This window comes from Halomonas alimentaria (assembly GCF_009902005.1).
GTDB classification, from domain to species: Bacteria; Pseudomonadota; Gammaproteobacteria; order Pseudomonadales; family Halomonadaceae; genus Halomonas; species Halomonas alimentaria.
In genome coordinates this window covers 2,656,122-2,673,110 of the sequence record NZ_WUTT01000001.1, presented here as the reverse complement: position 1 = coordinate 2,673,110, position 16,989 = coordinate 2,656,122, and the positions used below count along the sequence as shown (strand labels likewise).

Below are 16,989 nucleotides of genomic sequence, written 5' to 3'. Positions count from 1 at the left end.
GTCGTCTAGTGCGGCACCATGCTCAGAACTGGTTCATGGTGTTGTCCTTGCCACCGGCCTTGAGAGCCGCATCGCCGTGGAAGAACTCCTTGTGGTCGTCGCCGATGTTGGAGCCGGCCATGTCCTGGTGACGGACGGTGGCGATGCCTTCGCGGATCTCGCGGCGTTGCACGCCCTCCACGTAGGCCAGCATGCCCTCGTCGCCGAAGTAGCCCTTGGCCAGGGTGTCGGTGGAGAGTGCCGCGGTGTGGTAGGTGGGCAGGGTGATCAGGTGGTGGAAGATGCCCGCATCGCGGGAGGCGTCGCGCTGGAAGTTGCGGGTCCACTCGTCGGCCAGCCGGGCCAGGTCGGTGGCGTCGTACTCTGGGCTCATCAGCTTGGCACGATCGTAGGCGGAGACATCCTTGCCCTCTTGCTGCCAGGCATCGAACACCTGCTGACGGAAGTTCAGCGTCCAGTTGAAGGACGGGCTGTTGTTGTAGACCAGCTTGGCGTCGGGCACCGCCTGGCGAATGCGGTTCACCATGCCGGCAATCTGGCCGACATGGGGCTTCTCGGTCTCGATCCAGATCAGGTCGGCACCATTCTGCAGGCTGGTGATGCAGTCCAGCACCACGCGGTCCTCGCCGGTACCCGGCTTGAACTGGTAGAGGCCGGAGGCCAGGCGCTTGACCTTGACCAGCTTGCCGTTCTGCTTGATGACCACGTCACCGTTGTTGATGTCTTCGGCCTTCTCGATGACGTCGCCGTCGAGGAAGCTGTTGTACTGGTCGCCCAGGTCGCCCGGCTCGTTGGTCACGGCGATCTTCTGGGTCAGGCCGGCGCCCAGGGAGTCGGTGCGAGCAACGATGACGCCGTCGTCGATACCGAGTTCCAGGAAGGCGTAGCGCACGGCGTTGATCTTGGCCAGGAAGTCCTCGTGGGGCACGGTGACCTTGCCGTCCTGGTGGCCGCACTGCTTCTCGTCGGAGACCTGGTTCTCGATCTGGATGCAGCAGGCACCCGCCTCGATCATCTGCTTGGCCAGCAGATAGGTGGCCTCGGCGTTGCCGAAACCGGCGTCGATGTCGGCGATGATCGGCACGATGTGGGTCTCGTGGTTGTCGATCGCCTTCTCGAGCTCGGTCACCCTGGCGCTGTCGCCGGCCTGACGGGCCTCTTCCAGGTCGCGGAACAGGTGGTTGAGCTCCCAGGCGTCGGCCTGGCGCAGGAAGGTGTAGAGCTCCTCGATCAGGCCGGAGACGGCGGTCTTCTCGTGCATGGACTGGTCGGGCAGCGGGCCGAACTCGGAACGCAGGGCGGCGACCATCCAGCCGGAGAGGTAGAGGTAGCGGCTCTTGGTGGTGCCGAAGTGCTTCTTGATGGAGATCATCTTCTGCTGGCCGATGAAGCCGTGCCAGCAGCCCAGTGACTGGGTGTACTTGGCGCTGTCGGCGTCGTAGGCCGCCATATCGTCGCGCATGATCTTCGCGGTGTACTTGGCGATGTCCAGGCCAGTCTTGAAACGGTTCTGGGCACGCATGCGGGCGGCGTTCTCGGGGCTGATGTCTGCCCACTTGCCCTGCATGGCTTCACGAAGCTGGGACAGTGCCTTGATATCTTCCTGGTATGACATGGGGCCATCCTCTCTCAGGGAAATTGCTCGGGTGTTGGTCGCTTGCCGGTGCTTCTCGATGCTGCACCTGCGAAGTGAGATCAGGGTCATCGATCGAAGGCGGTCTGTCTCTGCTGCCTTGGTCGAACACTGGCGGATTTGAAACATCTGTATGAGACAGGCCTGAAAAAAACCTTAAACAGGTGTTTGCTCACTCGCCTTGATCAGCACTATGGCGCATGGCGACGGGACACAACAATCGCCCCTTAGGGTAAGGCAGGGTTGTAGCTCGACTACAGGAAGCCGCCCTGCGGGGACTTCCTGTAGTGATTTTTCGTTTGAAGGTGGGAGGGGTGGCTCAGCGGTCGCCCAGCAGGAGGCGCATATTGCGGTGCGGTATGCCGGCGTCGAGGAACTCCGGGCCATGGGCCGCAAAGCCCAGCCGGGCGTAGAATTCGAGGGCATGGGTCTGGGAGGCGAGTTCCACGACGGCGTGGCCGTGGCGGCGGGCGGCCTCGATGGCGGCGTGCATCAGCGCCGCCCCGATGCCGTGGCCGCGCGCCCCAGCGAGCACCGCGACCCGTCCGATATGAGCATCCGGCAGCAGGCGGGCGGTGCCCACCGGCCGGCCATTCAGGAGGGCAAGGAAGTGGTGGCACTCGCCATCACGGCCGTCCCACTCCTCCTCCCGGGAGACCCCCTGCTCCTCGATGAAGACCAAGTGGCGGATCTCGGTGGCCTGGGCCCCGAGCGCCTCCCAGCTACCCTCGCGAATCTCCACGGTATCCCTTTGCATGATAAGCAGCTCCCGGTTGGATCATGATTTCCTTGCGCCTTGCGCCTTGCGCCTTGCGCCTTGCGCCTTGCGCCTTGCGCCTTGCGCCTTGCGCCTTGCTACTCTTCGAGCTCATCCGCCCAGGCCAGGCTGCCGGCGTCGAGCAGCGCGGCGAGCAGTGCATCGGCCCCTTCGTGGGTCAGCAGTTCGGCATCCAGCACCGCCTGGGAGGCGATCAGCCGGGCCAGTGGCAGCGCGCACTCAGCGCCATCGCCATCGGCGAACAGGGTGGCGCGACCCTCGCCCAGGGCATGCCAGGCGAAGCGGGAGCCCGGGGTGCGCACCAGCACCTCGCCCGCCTGTAGTGCGGCGACAAGGTCCGTCGGGTCGGTGGGCGTCTCGTTGGCCACCAGCTGGTCGGCGTACTTGGGCTGGGTCATCACCCGGCCGAACCACTGGGCGAGCCGGGTGGGGTCGTCCAGGGTGTCGAGGATCAGACGGCGCATGCGCTCGACGGCGGCGTCATCGAGCTCGCCGGGATCGACGGGCGGGGCCATGCCGGCGTCGGCGTAGCGCAGCGAGTCGGGGAGCTTGTCACCCAGGAAGTCGGCGAAGGAGACGATCGCCTCGTCGGCCGAGGGGGCCCGGAAGCCCACCGAGAGGGTCAGGCAGTCGTCGGACTGGCTGACACCGTGGTGGGCCCAGCCCGGTGGCAGGTAGAGCATGTCGCCGGGTTCCAGCACCCAGTCGTCGCCGGCCTCCACCTCGAAGCGCTCGAGGATGCGCAGGTCGATGCCGGGGATGATCGCGGCATCGTCGGGCACCCGGCCGCCCAGCTGCCAGCGGCGGCTCCCCATGCCCTGGAGCAGGAAGACGTCATACTGGTCGACGTGGGGACCGACGCTGCCCCCCGGCGGGGCGTAGCTGATCATGATGTCGTCGAGGCGCCAGCGGGGCAGGAAGGCGAAGCGCTCGAGCAGTTCGGCCACCTCGGGCACGTAGTGGTCCACCGCCTGCACCAGCAGGGACCAGTCACGGTCGGGCAGGGCGGCGAAGGTCGCTTCACTGAAGGGGCCATGGCTGACTCGCCAGGGGCACACCCGGCCCTGTTCGTCATAGCCATGCTCCTCGACCAGGCGAGCCTCGACTCCCTCTTCGCAGGCCAGCCCGGCCAGCTCGTCGGGGGAAAGCGGACACTCAAGGTCGGGGAAGGCACCGCGGATCAGCACCGGCTTCTGTTGCCAGTAATCGCGCAGGAATTCAGCGCTGGTGAGATCACCGAGCATGGTGAGTGGGGTCTCGGGACTCATAGGCTTCTCGCCTGCTCGGCGGCATTACCGATATAGCAGGCCGGGGTCAGTGCCTTGAGTTCGGCCTTCACGGAAGCGGGCAGCTCCAGTGTGTCGATAAAGGCGGCAAAGCCGGCCTGGTCGATGCGCTTGCCCCGCGTCAGCTCCTTGAGCTTCTCATAGGGCTTCTCGATGCCGTAGCGACGCATCACGGTCTGGATCGGCTCGGCGAGCACCTCCCAGCTGGCGTCGAGGTCCTCGGCGATGCGCGCCGGGTTGGCCTCCAGCTTGCCGATGCCCTTGAGCGCGGCCTCGTAGGCGATCAGGCCGTAGGCCAGGCCCACGCCCAGGTTCCTGAGCACCGTGGAGTCGGTGAGGTCGCGCTGCCAGCGTGAGATCGGCAGCTTCTGGGCCAGGTGGTCGAGGATCGCGTTGGCAAGCCCCAGGTTGCCCTCGGAGTTCTCGAAGTCGATGGGGTTGACCTTGTGGGGCATGGTCGAGGAGCCGATCTCGCCCTCCACGGTCTTCTGCTTGAAGTAGCCCAGCGAGATGTAGCCCCAGACGTCGCGGTCGAAGTCGACAAGAATGGTGTTGAAGCGACACACCGCATCGAACAGCTCGGCGATATAGTCATGGGGTTCGATCTGGGTGGTGTAGGGGTTGAAGGTCAGGCCCAGGCCCTCGACGAAGGTGCGGGCGTTGGCCTGCCAGTCCACTTCCGGATAGGTGGTCAGATGAGCGTTGTAGTTGCCCACCGCACCATTGATCTTGCCCAGTATCTCGACACCCTCGATCAGCTTCAGCTGACGGCGCAGTCGATAGGCGACGTTGGCCATCTCCTTGCCCAGGGTGGTGGGGCTCGCCGTCTGGCCGTGGGTGCGCGAGAGCATCGGCAGCTCGGCATGCTTATGGGCCAGGCGAGCGATCTGATCGGCCACCTCGTGCATGGTCGGCAGCAGGGATGCGAGGCCGTCGCTCAACATCACCCCATGGGAGAGGTTGTTGATATCCTCGCTGGTACAGGCGAAGTGCACGAACTCGCCGATGGCGTGCAGCTCGGGCACCTCGGCGATGCGCTCCTTGAGGAAGTACTCCACTGCCTTGACGTCGTGGTTGGTGGTCCTCTCGATGGTCTTGACGCGCTCGGCGTCCTCTACCGAGAAGTCGCGGATCAGCTCCTCGAGGAAGGCCGTGGCCTGGGCAGAGAGCGGCGGTACCTCGGTGATGCCGGACTGCTCGGCCAGGCGCTGCAGCCAGCGGACCTCGACGATGACGCGGGCGCGGATCAGGCCAAATTCGCTGAAGTGCTCGCGCAGGCGCTCGGCCTTGGTACCGTAGCGGCCGTCGACGGGAGAAAGGGCGGTCAAGGCGGAGAGGGGCAGGGCTTGCATGGGCGTGTTCCGATTCATGAGGGCATTGAGCGTCGTAGGGGGAGGGTGGCTCAGGCGAGCCGATCCAGGGACTTCTTCAGGGCGCCACGCTGGACGATAAGCTTCCAGCGCCGGCCACCCTGCTGGTGCCACAGCAGGGCGAAGCGAATGCCGGCCAGCAGGCAGGCACGTACCCGCTCCGGCATCATGCGGCTCTGCAGCAGCGAGGGGTCGCCCTGGACCACGAGACGGGTCTTGAAGGTGGAAAGCGTCTCCTGGTAGGCCTCGCCCAGGCTGGCGATGACGTTCTCGTGGGTGTCGCCGAAGTGCTCGGCCTGGCCCTGGATACGGGCCAGCTTCTCGCCCAGGGCATCCATCATCGCCGTGTTCTGGCGCAGCTTGTTCATCAGCAGCAGCAGGGTGAAGCCGTAGCGCAGCACCACCGGGTTTGCCTGCTTGCGACCGATCACACCCTCGAGTACCTCGAGGCCCCGGCGCAGGTTGTTGGGGTGACCGCCATAGATCGCTTCGAAGCTCTCGGGACTGGTGTCCAGAGTGGCGCGGATCAGGGTGTCCCAGGCACGCTGGTCGACCTGGCCGGTGCGGGCCAGTTCGTCGACCAGGCTGGCGGCCTGGAAGACCCCGGCCAGGGCCAGGGCCTGGCGGGTGGTGGGGTCGTCGGGGACGCGGTGGATCGGCGTGGTGGCGGTCATGCGGCCACCTCCGCGGCGTTCCAGGTCTCGCGGATGACACCGCCGCCCAGGCAGATCTCGCCGTCGTAGAGGACCAGCGACTGACCGGGGGTGACGGCACGCTGGGGTTCGTCGAAGACCACCTCGACGCCGCCGTCCGGCCGGGTGCGGAAGGTGCAGGGCACGTCGGCCTGGCGGTAGCGAGTCTTGGCGGTGAGGCGGCCCTCGGCCAGCGGTGCCTCGCCGGCGACCCACTCCATGGCCTCGGTGGCCAGGCTGTCGGTATAGAGCAGCGGGTGGTGCTTGCCCTGCACGGCGACGAGCACGTTGCGCTCGAGGTCCTTGGCGGCCACGTACCAGGGCGCCTCGGGATGGTCGGGCAGCCCGCCGATGCCGAGCCCCTGGCGCTGGCCCAGGGTGTAGTACATCAGTCCCATGTGCTCGCCGATCACCTCGCCCTCGGGGGTCTCGATCACCCCGGGCTGGGCGGGCAGGTACTGCTGCAGGAAGTCGCGGAAGCGCCGCTCGCCGATGAAGCAGATGCCGGTGGAGTCCTTCTTGCGTGCGGTGACCAGGTCGTGGCGCTCGGCGATGGCGCGCACTTCGGGCTTCTCGAGTTCGCCCACCGGGAAGAGGGTGCGGGCGATGGCGGCCTCGGGCACGGCATGCAGGAAGTAGCTCTGGTCCTTGTTGGGATCGAGCCCCTTGAGCAATCTCGGGCGGACCTCGCCGCGGATCCCCTGGCGGACCCGTCCTTCACGAACATAGTGGCCGGTGGCGATCTTCTCCGCGCCGAGCATCTCGGCGTACTCCAGGAACACCTTGAACTTGATCTCGCGGTTGCAGAGGATGTCCGGGTTCGGCGTGCGTCCCGCCTGGTACTCGGCGAGGAAGTGCTCGAAGACGTTGTCCCAGTACTCGGCGGCGAAGTTGGCGGTGTGCAGCCGGATGCCGAGCTTCTCGCAGACGGCCTCGGCGTCCGCCAGGTCCTCCTTGGCGGTGCAGTATTCGGTGCCGTCGTCCTCGTCCCAGTTCTTCATGAACAGGCCCTCGACGTCATAGCCCTGCTCGAGCAGGAGCAGGGCGGAGACGGAGGAGTCGACGCCGCCGGACATGCCGACGATCACCTTGCCTGGGGTGGCGGTCATGGGCGTCCTCGAAATCGGTGTGACATAAATGGGGCGAGATTATACATGATCCGGGCGCTGGTCGCCGAGCGCTCAACGTTCGTGAATCACGTCCATGGGGTAGAAGCGTCCGGCCAGGGCGTCGCGGATGCGGCGTAGCACCAGGGAGCTTCTCAGGCGCCCCTCGCGCTCCAGTGCCTCGATCTGTTCCAGGGTCAGCCAGTGCACGGCGTGGATCGCCGGGTCCAGATCATTGCCCATATGCGCCAGCGCCATGCCGAGGAAGGCGTGGCTATGGAAGGTCTTGCCGTCGGGGGCCTGGTAGACGTACATGCCGAGATAGTCGCTGATGCCGACCCGCCAGGCGGTCTCCTCCTCCACCTCGCGCAGGGCGGCATCGCGGATGCGCTCGCCGGGCTCCAGATGGCCGGCGGGCTGGTTGAACAGCGTCTGCGGGCCGCCGCGCTCCTCTTCCACCATCAGGAAGGCGCCGGCGCGCTCTACCACGCAGGCCACCGTCACATAGGGGTGCCAGCGGCTCATCGTCTGCCTCCTTGCTTGTCGGTGGGTCTCTTGCCGGGTGCCCCGCGGCGGGGCCCTTGCGTGCGGCGGGTGGCGGAGGGGGCGTGCAGCGTCTCGCGGCGCCACTCCCCGGGGGCCAGCCCGTCGAGCCGCCAGGGGCCGATAGCCACCCGCACCAGGCGTAGGGTCGGGTGGCCCACATGCGCGGTCATGCGCCTTACCTGTCGATTGCGCCCCTCGCTGATGGTCAGCTCCAACCAGGTGGTCACGGGGTGGCGCCTGGGGTCCAGGGGCGGGTTGCGTTCCGGCAGCCCGCTCTGCGCAAGCCGGCGCACCTTGGCCGGGAGTGTCATGCCGTCGCCGAGCTCGACGCCTGCCCGCAGCGCCTGCAGGGCGTCTTCCCCGGGGGTGCCTTCTACTTGAACGCGATAGGTCTTGGGCTGCTTGTGGCGGGGGTGGCTGATGCGATGGATCAGTTCGCCGTCGTCGCTGAGCAGCAGCAGTCCTTCCGAGTCGTGGTCGAGGCGGCCGGCCGGGTAGATGCCGGGCACGTCGATCACATCGGCCAGGGTGGCGCGCGGCCCCCTGTCACCGTCCCCGCGGTCGGTGAACTGGGACAGCATGCGGTAGGGCTTGTGCAGCAGATAGAGGTTGCTCATGGGGCAAGCTTACCGGCAAGCCGGGCGGGATGGCAGGGGCGCGTCAGCCTTATTGCGCATACGCCGGGGCGGGGTGGCTGGTATAATGCGCCCGCTTGCCGGCAGTGCATCGTCATTACAAGGCCTGCCGAGACTCCGCCAGCGGCGCGGTGCCGAGCGCATCCCCGCCGGATCATAACTTGGGGGGAGCACCCCGGGGTCCCCCGTTCCAGTCATCGTGAGCGCGCTAGCGATCCCGTTTCTTGCTACCGCAGCAACCAGAGAGATCAACGCCAACATGTCCAAAACGCCGAAGATTATCTACACGTTCACCGACGAAGCGCCTGCGCTGGCGACCCACTCGCTGCTGCCGATCATCGACGCCTTCACCGATGCTGCCGGCATCGAAGTGGAGACCCGCGACATCTCCCTGGCGGCGCGGATCCTCTCTCTGTTCCCCGACTATCTGGCCGAAGGCCAGCGCGTCGAGGACCACCTGGCCGAACTGGGCGCCCTGACCAAGACGCCGGAGGCCAACATCATCAAGCTGCCTAATATCAGTGCCTCCATGCCGCAGCTGCGGGCGGCGATCAAGGAGCTGCAGGGCCAGGGCTACCCGCTGCCGGACTACCCGGACGAGCCGAGCAGCGACGAGGAGCGTGACATCAAGGCGCGCTTTGCCAAGGTCATGGGCAGCGCGGTGAACCCGGTGCTGCGCGAGGGCAACTCCGACCGTCGCGCGCCAAAGGCGGTCAAGGAGTACGCCCGCAAGTACCCGCACCACATGGGCGAGTGGAGCCAGGCCTCGCGCACCCATGTCTCCCACATGCATGGCGGCGACTTCTACCATGGCGAGAAGTCGATGACCCTGGACCGCGCCCGCAAGGTGAAGATGGAGCTGATCACCGACAGCGGCCAAGCGCTGGTGCTCAAGCCCGAGGTCTCGCTGCTCGAAGGCGAGATCATCGACAGCATGTTCATGAGCAAGAAGGCGCTTCTCGACTTCTACGAGCGCGAGATCGAGGATGCCCGCAAGACCGGTGTGATGTTCTCCCTGCACGTCAAGGCCACCATGATGAAGGTCTCGCACCCCATCGTGTTCGGCCACTGTGTGCGGATGTTCTACAAGGAGGCCTTCGAGAAGCATGGCGCGCTGTTCGATGAGCTGGGCGTCGACGTCAACAACGGCATCGCCAACCTCTACGAGAAGCTTGATACCCTGCCCGAGGCTCAGCGTGACGAGATCGTCCGCGACCTGCACGCCTGCCACGATGAGCGCCCGGAGCTGGCCATGGTGGACTCGGCACGCGGCATCACCAATTTCCACTCGCCCAGCGACGTGATCGTCGACGCCTCGATGCCGGCCATGATCCGAGCCGGCGGCAAGATGTACGGCGCCGATGGCCGCATGAAGGACGTCAAGGCGGTGATGCCGGAGTCCACCTTCGCCCGCATCTACCAGGAGATGATCAACTTCTGCAAGTGGCATGGCGCCTTCGATCCCGCCACCATGGGCACCGTGCCCAACGTCGGTCTGATGGCCCAGAAGGCCGAGGAGTACGGCTCCCACGACAAGACCTTCGAGGTGCCGGAGGCGGGCGTGGCCAATATCACCGATCTGGAAACCGGCGAGGTGCTGCTCTCCCAGACCGTCGAGGAGGGCGATATCTGGCGGATGTGCCAGGTCAAGGACGCGCCGATCCGCGACTGGGTCAAGCTCGCCGTGAACCGTTGCCGCGACTCCGGCATGCCGGCGGTGTTCTGGCTCGACCCCTATCGCCCCCATGAGAACGAGCTGATCAAGAAGGTCCGCACCTACCTCAAGGACCACGACACCGAGGGCCTGGATATCCAGATCATGTCCCAGGTTCGTGCCATGCGTTACACCCTGGAGCGTGTGATCCGTGGCCTCGACACCATCTCGGTGACCGGCAACATCCTGCGTGATTACCTCACCGACCTGTTCCCGATCCTCGAGCTCGGTACCAGTGCCAAGATGCTCTCCATCGTGCCCCTGATGGAGGGTGGCGGCCTGTTCGAGACCGGTGCCGGCGGCTCGGCGCCCAAGCACGTGCAGCAGCTGCTCGAGGAGAACCACCTGCGCTGGGACAGCCTCGGCGAGTTCCTGGCCATGACCGCCTCCCTGGAGCATCTCGCCAAGACCTTCGGCAACACGCGCGCTACCCTGCTGGCGGATGCGCTGGACAAGGCCACCGGCCGCTTCCTCGAGGAGAACAAGTCACCGTCGCGCAAGGTCGGCGAGATCGACAACCGCGGCAGCCACTTCTACCTGGCGCTGTACTGGGCAGAGGCGCTGGCCGCCCAGGACGAGGACGCCGACCTCAAGGCGCTGTTCGGGCGTCTGGCCGAAACCCTGGAGGCCAACGAGGCGACCATCCTCGAGGAGCTGAATGGTGTTCAGGGACAGCCGGTGGATATCAAGGGTTACTACCATGCCGACGCCGAGCTGGCCCGTGCGGTCATGCGTCCCAGCAAGACCCTGAATGACGCCCTGGCGCTGGTCGCCAAAGGCTGAAGTATCGCGCTACAGAGCGTTGTACCCTCCCCAGGGAGGTTCCTTCGGCCCCCGTCCACCACCAGGTGGGCGGGGGCCGTTAGCGTTATGTCGAAGGGGTGCCATGGGCCGGGTGGGGCGGGCAATGCTATACTTCGCGCTCCAATGAACACACCACTACAGGGGAGTTCTCAATGGGATTCCAGAAAATTGTCGTTCCCGAAGGCGGCCAGAAGATCACCGCCAACGCCGACAACACTCTGAACGTGCCGAACGAGCCGGTCATCCCGTTCATCGAGGGCGACGGCATCGGTGTCGATGTCACCCCGGCGATGATGATCGCCATCGACGCCGCCGTGCAGAAGGCCTACAACGGCGAGCGCAAGATCCACTGGATGGAGGTCTTTGCCGGCGAGAAGGCCACCCAGGTCTATGATGCCGATACCTGGCTGCCGGAAGAGACCCTGGAAGCCGTCAAGGACTATGTGGTCTCCATCAAGGGGCCGCTGACCACCCCGGTGGGCGGTGGCATCCGCTCCCTGAACGTGGCCCTGCGCCAGAAGCTCGACCTCTACGTCTGTCAGCGTCCGGTGCGCTGGTTCGAGGGCGTGCCGAGCCCGGTGAAGAAGCCCGCCGACGTCGACATGGTGATCTTCCGCGAGAACTCCGAGGACATCTATGCCGGCATCGAGTGGAAGGCCGGCACCCCGGAGGCCGACAAGGTCATCAAGTTCTTCCGTGAGGAGATGGGGGTCACCAACATCCGTTTCCCGGAGAACTGCGGTATCGGTGTCAAGCCGGTCTCCGTGGAGGGCACCAAGCGTCTGGTTCGCCAGGCCCTGCAGTACACCATCGACAACGACCGCGAGTCGCTGACCCTGGTGCACAAGGGCAACATCATGAAATTCACCGAGGGTGCCTTCAAGGACTGGGGCTACGAGCTGGCCCGTGAGGAGTTCGGTGCCGAGCTGCTCGACGGTGGCCCCTGGATGACCATGAAGAACCCCAGGACCGGCAAGGAAATCGTCATCAAGGACGTGATCGCCGACGCCATGCTGCAGCAGATCCTGCTGCGCCCGGCCGAGTACGATGTGATCGCGACCCTGAACCTCAACGGCGACTATCTTTCCGACGCCCTGGCGGCCGAGGTGGGCGGCATCGGCATCGCGCCGGGTGCCAACATCTCCGATACCACTGCCATGTTCGAGGCGACCCACGGCACCGCGCCGAAGTACGCCGGCCAGGACAAGGTCAACCCGGGCTCGCTGATCCTCTCCGCCGAGATGATGCTGCGCCACATGGGGTGGGTCGAGGCCGCCGACCTGGTGCTCAAGGGCATGGAGAAGGCGATCTCCAGGGGCGAGGTCACCTATGACTTCCATCGCCTGATGGACGATGCCAAGCTGCTCAAGTGCTCCGAGTTCGGTCAGGCAGTCGCCGACAACATGTAAGTGGCGATGCGGGATCCGGGCCCCCGTCCGCCATCCGGCGGGCGGGGGCCTTTACGTTATCGCCCCGATATCAAGCGGGGCGGTGAACCCTGTCGGCAGCGCGACGTCCAACCTCGGTCGAGATGCTCGAATGGCTGCCGGCTTGTCGAGATGGAAAGTGGGCCCTATGTTCAGAAATGAAGTGGTGTGCGGCATGACGCGCCCCCCGGCGCCGGGGGAGGAGGACGGCGACCTGGCGGTACAGAGTGCCGATCCTCAACTGGCGACGCCGCCGATGTACAAGGTGGTGTTGCACAACGATGACTTCACCCCCATGGAGTTCGTGGTGGAGGTGCTGCAGACCTTCTTCCACCTGGATAGCGAGACCGCAGTGCAGGTGATGCTGACGGTGCATACCCAGGGCAAGGCGACCTGTGGCATCTTTACCCGTGACATCGCTGAAACCAAAAGTCATCAAGTCAATCAATATGCTAGAGAGTGTCAGCATCCGCTGCTCTCGGATATCGAGGCGGCGGACTGACTCCCCGGACATGGTCGCGACGGGTGTGCCATCGGCTGCCGTTGGTAAGTGAGCTTGCAACGGTGGCGTTTGTACCCGATGTTGATGATGCCGGACCGAGAAAGATCCGACGCAATGCCCTGGGCGGCAAGAAGGGGACTGCCATGCTGAGCAAAGAACTTGAACTGACCCTGAACACGGCCTTCACCGTGGCGCGCTCCAAGCGCCATGAGTTCATGACCGTGGAGCACCTGCTGCTGGCGCTGCTCGACAACGCCTCGGCGGCCGATGTGCTGCGCGCCTGCGGGGCCAACCTCGACAAGCTGCGGTCCGACCTGCAGGACTTCATCAACTCCACCACGCCGCTGATTCCCGAGGATCATGCCGACCGCGAGACCCAGCCCACGCTGGGCTTCCAGCGCGTGCTGCAGCGTGCTGTGTTCCACGTGCAGTCATCCGGCAAGAGCGAGGTGACCGGTGCCAACGTGCTGGTGGCGATCTTCTCCGAGCAGGAGAGCCAGGCGGTCTACTTCCTCAAGCAGCAGAACGTGGCGCGTGTCGACGCCGTCAACTATATCGCCCACGGCATCTCCAAGGTGTCCGGCCATGATCAGGCGCCATCCTCCTCGTCGCCGGATTCCGACGAGGTCGAGGAGGGCGGCGAGACAGCATCCAACCCGTTGACCGGTTATGCCACCAACCTTAACGAGCAGGCCCGCATGGGCAAGATCGACCCGCTGATCGGCCGTGAGCACGAGCTGGAGCGGGTGGTGCAGATCCTCGCCCGCCGGCGCAAGAACAACCCGCTGCTGGTGGGTGAGGCCGGCGTGGGCAAGACCGCCATCGCCGAGGGGCTGGCCAAGCGTATCGTCGAGGAGGATGTGCCGGAGGTGATCGGCGACGCCGTGGTCTACTCGCTGGACATGGGTGCGCTGCTGGCCGGCACCAAGTATCGCGGTGACTTCGAGAAGCGTCTCAAGGCGCTGCTTGCCGAGTTGCGCAAGCAGCCCAATGCCATCCTCTTCATCGACGAGATACATACCGTGATCGGTGCCGGGGCCGCCTCCGGCGGGGTGATGGACGCCTCCAACCTGCTCAAGCCGATGCTCTCTTCCGGCGAGCTGCGTTGCATCGGCTCCACGACCTTCCAGGAGTATCGTGGCATCTTCGAGAAGGATCGCGCCCTGGCCCGTCGCTTCCAGAAGGTGGACGTCCCCGCGCCGTCGGTGGATGACACCATCCGCATCCTCAAGGGTCTGCGTTCGCGCTTCGAGGAGCACCACCAGCTCAAGTACACCGATGGTGCCCTGGAGAGTGCGGCGCGCCTGGCGGATCGCTATATCAATGACCGCCACCTGCCAGACAAGGCGATCGACGTGATCGACGAGGCGGGTGCCCACCAGCGCCTGCTGCCGCCGGAGATGCGTGTCGATACCATCGATACCGACCAGGTCGAGGCGGTGGTCGCTTCCATCGCACGGATTCCGCCGAAGAGCGTCTCCAGTTCCGACCGCAAGCTGCTGGCCAATATCGATCGCGACCTGAAGATGCTGGTGTTCGGCCAGGATGAGGCGATCGACAGCCTGTCGGCGGCGATCAAGCTGTCGCGGGCCGGCCTCAAGGCGCCGGACAAGCCGGTGGGCAGCTTCCTATTCGCCGGTCCGACCGGGGTGGGCAAGACCGAGGTGGCCCGCCAGCTCGCGCACATCATGGGCATCGAGCTGGTGCGCTTCGACATGTCGGAGTACATGGAGCGCCACACGGTGTCACGCCTGATCGGTGCCCCTCCCGGCTACGTCGGCTACGACCAGGGTGGGCTGTTGACCGAGGCGATCACCAAGCAGCCGCACTGCGTGCTGCTGCTCGATGAGATCGAGAAGGCGCACCCCGAGGTCTTCAACCTGCTGCTGCAGGTGATGGACCACGGCCGGCTCACCGACAACAACGGCCGCGAGGCGGATTTCCGCCACGTGATCCTGATCATGACCTCCAATGCCGGGGTCGAGCAGGCCACGCGGCGCTCCATCGGCTTCCAGACCCAGGATCACTCCACCGACGCCATGGAGGTGATCCGCAAGACCTTCTCGCCGGAGTTCCGCAACCGCCTGGACGGCATCATCCAGTTCCACTCCCTGCCGACCTCGGTGGTGCGCAGCGTGGTCGACAAGTTCCTGGTGGAGCTGCAGGCCCAGCTGGACGAGAAGCGAGTCCAGCTCGACGTGGACGAGGAGGCCCGCGCCTGGCTGGCGGAGAAGGGGTACGATCCGGACATGGGGGCTCGGCCCATGGCGCGCCTGATCCAGGAGAAGCTCAAGAAGCCGCTGGCGGAGATGATCCTGTTCGGCGAGCTTTCCGAGCACGGCGGGTTGGTCCACGTCAGCGTGGAGGAGGGAGAACTGCACCTCGAGACCGAGTCGGAGATGGCCGACGCACCGTGATCGGGCGGGCGTCAGCCCGCCGCTCATCCACGACACAGCGCCCTGTCGAGAGACGGGGCGTTGTCGTGTCGGCGTCAGGGGAGGTCGAGTCGCTCGACCGCCGGGATCAGCGGGAGCGGTAGACGATGCGACCCTTGGTCAGGTCATAGGGAGTCAGCTCGACCTTGACCTTGTCGCCGGTGAGGATGCGGATATAGTTCTTGCGCATCTTGCCGGAGATATGCGCGGTCACCACGTGTCCGTTCTCGAGTTCGACGCGGAAGGTGGTGTTGGGAAGGGTGTCGACGATGACGCCTTCCATCTCGATATGGTCTTCACGTGCCATATAGGCGATTCCTCGCTGTTGGTTAATCACGACCCACTGGCCAGCGTGGCCCCTGGGTACAAGAATAGCGCGGTATTGTGCCGCATGCCGGCCTGCAAGGCAAAGAAAGGGCGGTTACCGTCACGCGGGAATCAGTCGCCGCCAGTGGCGGCCCTCCAGCCGCTCGAGCGGCTGGAAGGCCTGCTTGTAGGCCATCTTGCGGCATTCACGGATCCAGTAGCCCAGGTAGACGTGGGGCAAGTCGCGACGCCGCGCCAGGTCGACGAGGCTCAGCACCGCGTAGGTACCCAGGGAGCGCCGCTCCAGATCCGGGGCGGGATCGAAGAAGGTGTAGATCGCCGATAGGCCGTGCTCGAGCTGGTCGAAGGCGGCAACCGCCACCAGGCGACCCGCGAGGCGGAATTCGAGCAGCCGAGCATAGGGCTGATCGAGGGTCAGGAAGGTGCGGTACTGCTCGTGGCTCGGTGGATACATGTCGCCATCGGCGTGACGTGTGCGGATGTACCGGGCATAGAGCGCATAGTGTTCGGGGTCGTAGATGGCCGGCCTCAGATGAAGGGTCAGGTCGGCGTTGCGCCTGGCCAGGCGCCGCTGGGTGCGGTCGGGGGTGAACTCCGCCACCGGGATGCGTACCGAGATGCAGGCGCTGCAGCCCTCGCAGTGAGGGCGATAGAGATGGCGCCCGCTGCGCCGGAAGCCGAGCAGGGCCAGGGCGTCATAGACCCCCTGGCCAGGAGACTCCTGGGGATCCAGGAACAGCGTGGTGGCCTCGCGCCCCTCCAGATAGCTGCAGGCGTGGGGCACGGTGAGGAAGAAACGCAGGTCCCGGGTCGGCTGGCGGGGGGTGTTGCTGCTCACGGCGGCTCTCCCTGGCACAGGGCAGTCAGTCGGAATCGCTGGCAGGCCCGGCGAGGGGCTCAAAAGACCAGCAGGCGGGTGTCCAGCGGTGGGACGATGAGTCACCTTCACCGGGGCAACCCAGCCACTCTTCAAGATAGCCGATGAACGTTTTTCGGGCGATATCCCGAGCCCCCAGGCTGGCCAGGTGAGGGGTGTGCATCTGGCAGTCGATCAGCCGTCCGCCGCCCGCTGACATGGCGCTGGCCAGCCGCACCAGGGCGATCTTGGAGGCGTCGGCGACCCGCGAGAACATCGACTCGCCGAAGAATACCGGTCCCAGGGCGACGCCGTAGAGTCCGCCCACCAGTTTTCCGTCTCGCCAGACTTCCACCGAATGGGCTGCGCCGATGGCGTGCAGGCGAGCGTAGGCGGTGCGCATCTCGTCGCTGATCCAGGTACCCGGCTGGCCCTCGCGGGGTGCCGCGCAAGCCGCCGTCACGTCGATGAAGGCGCGGTTGGCGGTCACCGTGAAGCCACCGTTGCGCAGACGCTTGGCCAGGCTGCGACGTACGCGAATCTCGTTCGGGAACAGCACCATGCGCGGGTCGGGGCTCCACCACAGGATCGGCTGGTCGTCGCTGTACCAGGGGAAGATGCCGCGACGATAGGCGGCCAGCAGCCATTCGGGAGCGAGTGTCCCGCCGGCCGCCAGCAGGCCGTCGGGGTCGCGCAGCGCCTCGTCCACGGAGGGGAACTGCACGGGGGAGGGGGGCAGCCAGGGCAGCATGGCGTCGGCATCCTTGCGGTGGAAGGAGCAGTGTGCCGCCCGCGACCCCATCGCTCAAGGCGTGGCGACTGTGATGCGGCGCCTTCGCTCGGGTATGATTGGCGCCACGCATTCGCAAGGCGCCAGG

The 16,989-nt window shown here is 65.7% G+C and carries 15 protein-coding genes; 4 read left to right on the top strand and 11 right to left on the bottom strand.

Annotated elements, in window-relative coordinates; genetic code table 11:
- Positions 1-22 precede the first annotated feature (22 nt).
- From GRB96_RS12635 to GRB96_RS12600, 8 genes are all read right to left on the bottom strand, one after another.
- The gene (locus GRB96_RS12635; RefSeq protein ID WP_161432472.1) at positions 23-1,615 is read right to left on the bottom strand and encodes an isocitrate lyase; all 1,593 of its coding nucleotides are present in this window, start codon (positions 1,613-1,615) and stop codon (positions 23-25) included.
- A 337-nt stretch (positions 1,616-1,952) separates the two neighbouring features.
- Positions 1,953-2,390, bottom strand: a complete 438-nt coding sequence (locus GRB96_RS12630; RefSeq protein ID WP_161432471.1) for a GNAT family N-acetyltransferase — start codon at positions 2,388-2,390, stop codon at positions 1,953-1,955.
- 98 nt (positions 2,391-2,488) lie between these two features.
- Positions 2,489-3,679, bottom strand: coding sequence for a cupin domain-containing protein (locus GRB96_RS12625; protein ID WP_161432470.1), 1,191 nt, complete (start codon positions 3,677-3,679; stop codon positions 2,489-2,491).
- Positions 3,676-5,040 (bottom strand): adenylosuccinate lyase, encoded by a 1,365-nt coding sequence (purB, locus tag GRB96_RS12620; RefSeq protein ID WP_161433115.1) that lies wholly within the window; start codon positions 5,038-5,040, stop codon positions 3,676-3,678. The genes GRB96_RS12625 and purB overlap by 4 nt, the downstream gene beginning before the upstream one ends.
- Before the next feature lie 59 nt (positions 5,041-5,099).
- Complete coding sequence (gene hflD / locus GRB96_RS12615) at positions 5,100-5,741, bottom strand: high frequency lysogenization protein HflD (protein ID WP_161432469.1); 642 nt, start codon at positions 5,739-5,741, stop codon at positions 5,100-5,102.
- A complete protein-coding gene (gene mnmA, locus GRB96_RS12610) occupies positions 5,738-6,868 on the bottom strand; it encodes a tRNA 2-thiouridine(34) synthase MnmA (RefSeq protein WP_161432468.1) in 1,131 nt (376 codons plus the stop codon). Before mnmA ends, hflD begins: the two co-directional genes overlap by 4 nt.
- Before the next feature lie 72 nt (positions 6,869-6,940).
- A complete protein-coding gene (locus GRB96_RS12605; RefSeq protein WP_161432467.1) occupies positions 6,941-7,390 on the bottom strand; it encodes an NUDIX domain-containing protein in 450 nt (149 codons plus the stop codon).
- Complete coding sequence (locus GRB96_RS12600) at positions 7,387-8,028, bottom strand: pseudouridine synthase (protein WP_161432466.1); 642 nt, start codon at positions 8,026-8,028, stop codon at positions 7,387-7,389. Before GRB96_RS12600 ends, GRB96_RS12605 begins: the two co-directional genes overlap by 4 nt.
- 277 nt (positions 8,029-8,305) lie before the next feature.
- Here GRB96_RS12600 and GRB96_RS12595 point away from each other — a divergent pair, with 277 nt between their 5' ends.
- The 4 genes from GRB96_RS12595 to clpA all read left to right on the top strand — a co-directional run bounded on the left by GRB96_RS12595 (position 8,306) and on the right by clpA (position 14,910).
- The gene (locus tag GRB96_RS12595; RefSeq protein WP_161432465.1) at positions 8,306-10,543 is read left to right on the top strand and encodes an NADP-dependent isocitrate dehydrogenase; all 2,238 of its coding nucleotides are present in this window, start codon (positions 8,306-8,308) and stop codon (positions 10,541-10,543) included.
- A gap of 173 nt (positions 10,544-10,716) precedes the next feature.
- Positions 10,717-11,973, top strand: a complete 1,257-nt coding sequence (gene icd / locus GRB96_RS12590; protein WP_161432464.1) for an NADP-dependent isocitrate dehydrogenase — start codon at positions 10,717-10,719, stop codon at positions 11,971-11,973.
- Between the two features lie 193 nt (positions 11,974-12,166).
- Positions 12,167-12,493 carry an ATP-dependent Clp protease adapter ClpS gene (gene clpS, locus GRB96_RS12585; protein WP_161432463.1) on the top strand — a complete coding sequence of 109 codons (327 nt, stop codon included), beginning with the start codon at positions 12,167-12,169 and terminating at the stop codon, positions 12,491-12,493.
- Positions 12,494-12,636: 143 nt separating this feature from the next.
- A complete protein-coding gene (gene clpA, locus GRB96_RS12580) occupies positions 12,637-14,910 on the top strand; it encodes an ATP-dependent Clp protease ATP-binding subunit ClpA (RefSeq protein WP_161432462.1) in 2,274 nt (757 codons plus the stop codon).
- 106 nt (positions 14,911-15,016) lie between these two features.
- On the opposite strand, the gene infA is transcribed toward clpA, so the two are convergent.
- The 3 genes from infA to aat form a co-directional block, all read right to left on the bottom strand.
- A complete protein-coding gene (gene infA / locus GRB96_RS12575) occupies positions 15,017-15,235 on the bottom strand; it encodes a translation initiation factor IF-1 (RefSeq protein WP_027961652.1) in 219 nt (72 codons plus the stop codon).
- Between the two features lie 120 nt (positions 15,236-15,355).
- Complete coding sequence (locus GRB96_RS12570) at positions 15,356-16,093, bottom strand: arginyltransferase (protein WP_161432461.1); 738 nt, start codon at positions 16,091-16,093, stop codon at positions 15,356-15,358.
- Between the two features lie 25 nt (positions 16,094-16,118).
- A complete protein-coding gene (gene aat, locus GRB96_RS12565) occupies positions 16,119-16,862 on the bottom strand; it encodes a leucyl/phenylalanyl-tRNA--protein transferase (protein WP_161432460.1) in 744 nt (247 codons plus the stop codon).
- Between the last annotated feature and the right edge of the window lie 127 nt (positions 16,863-16,989).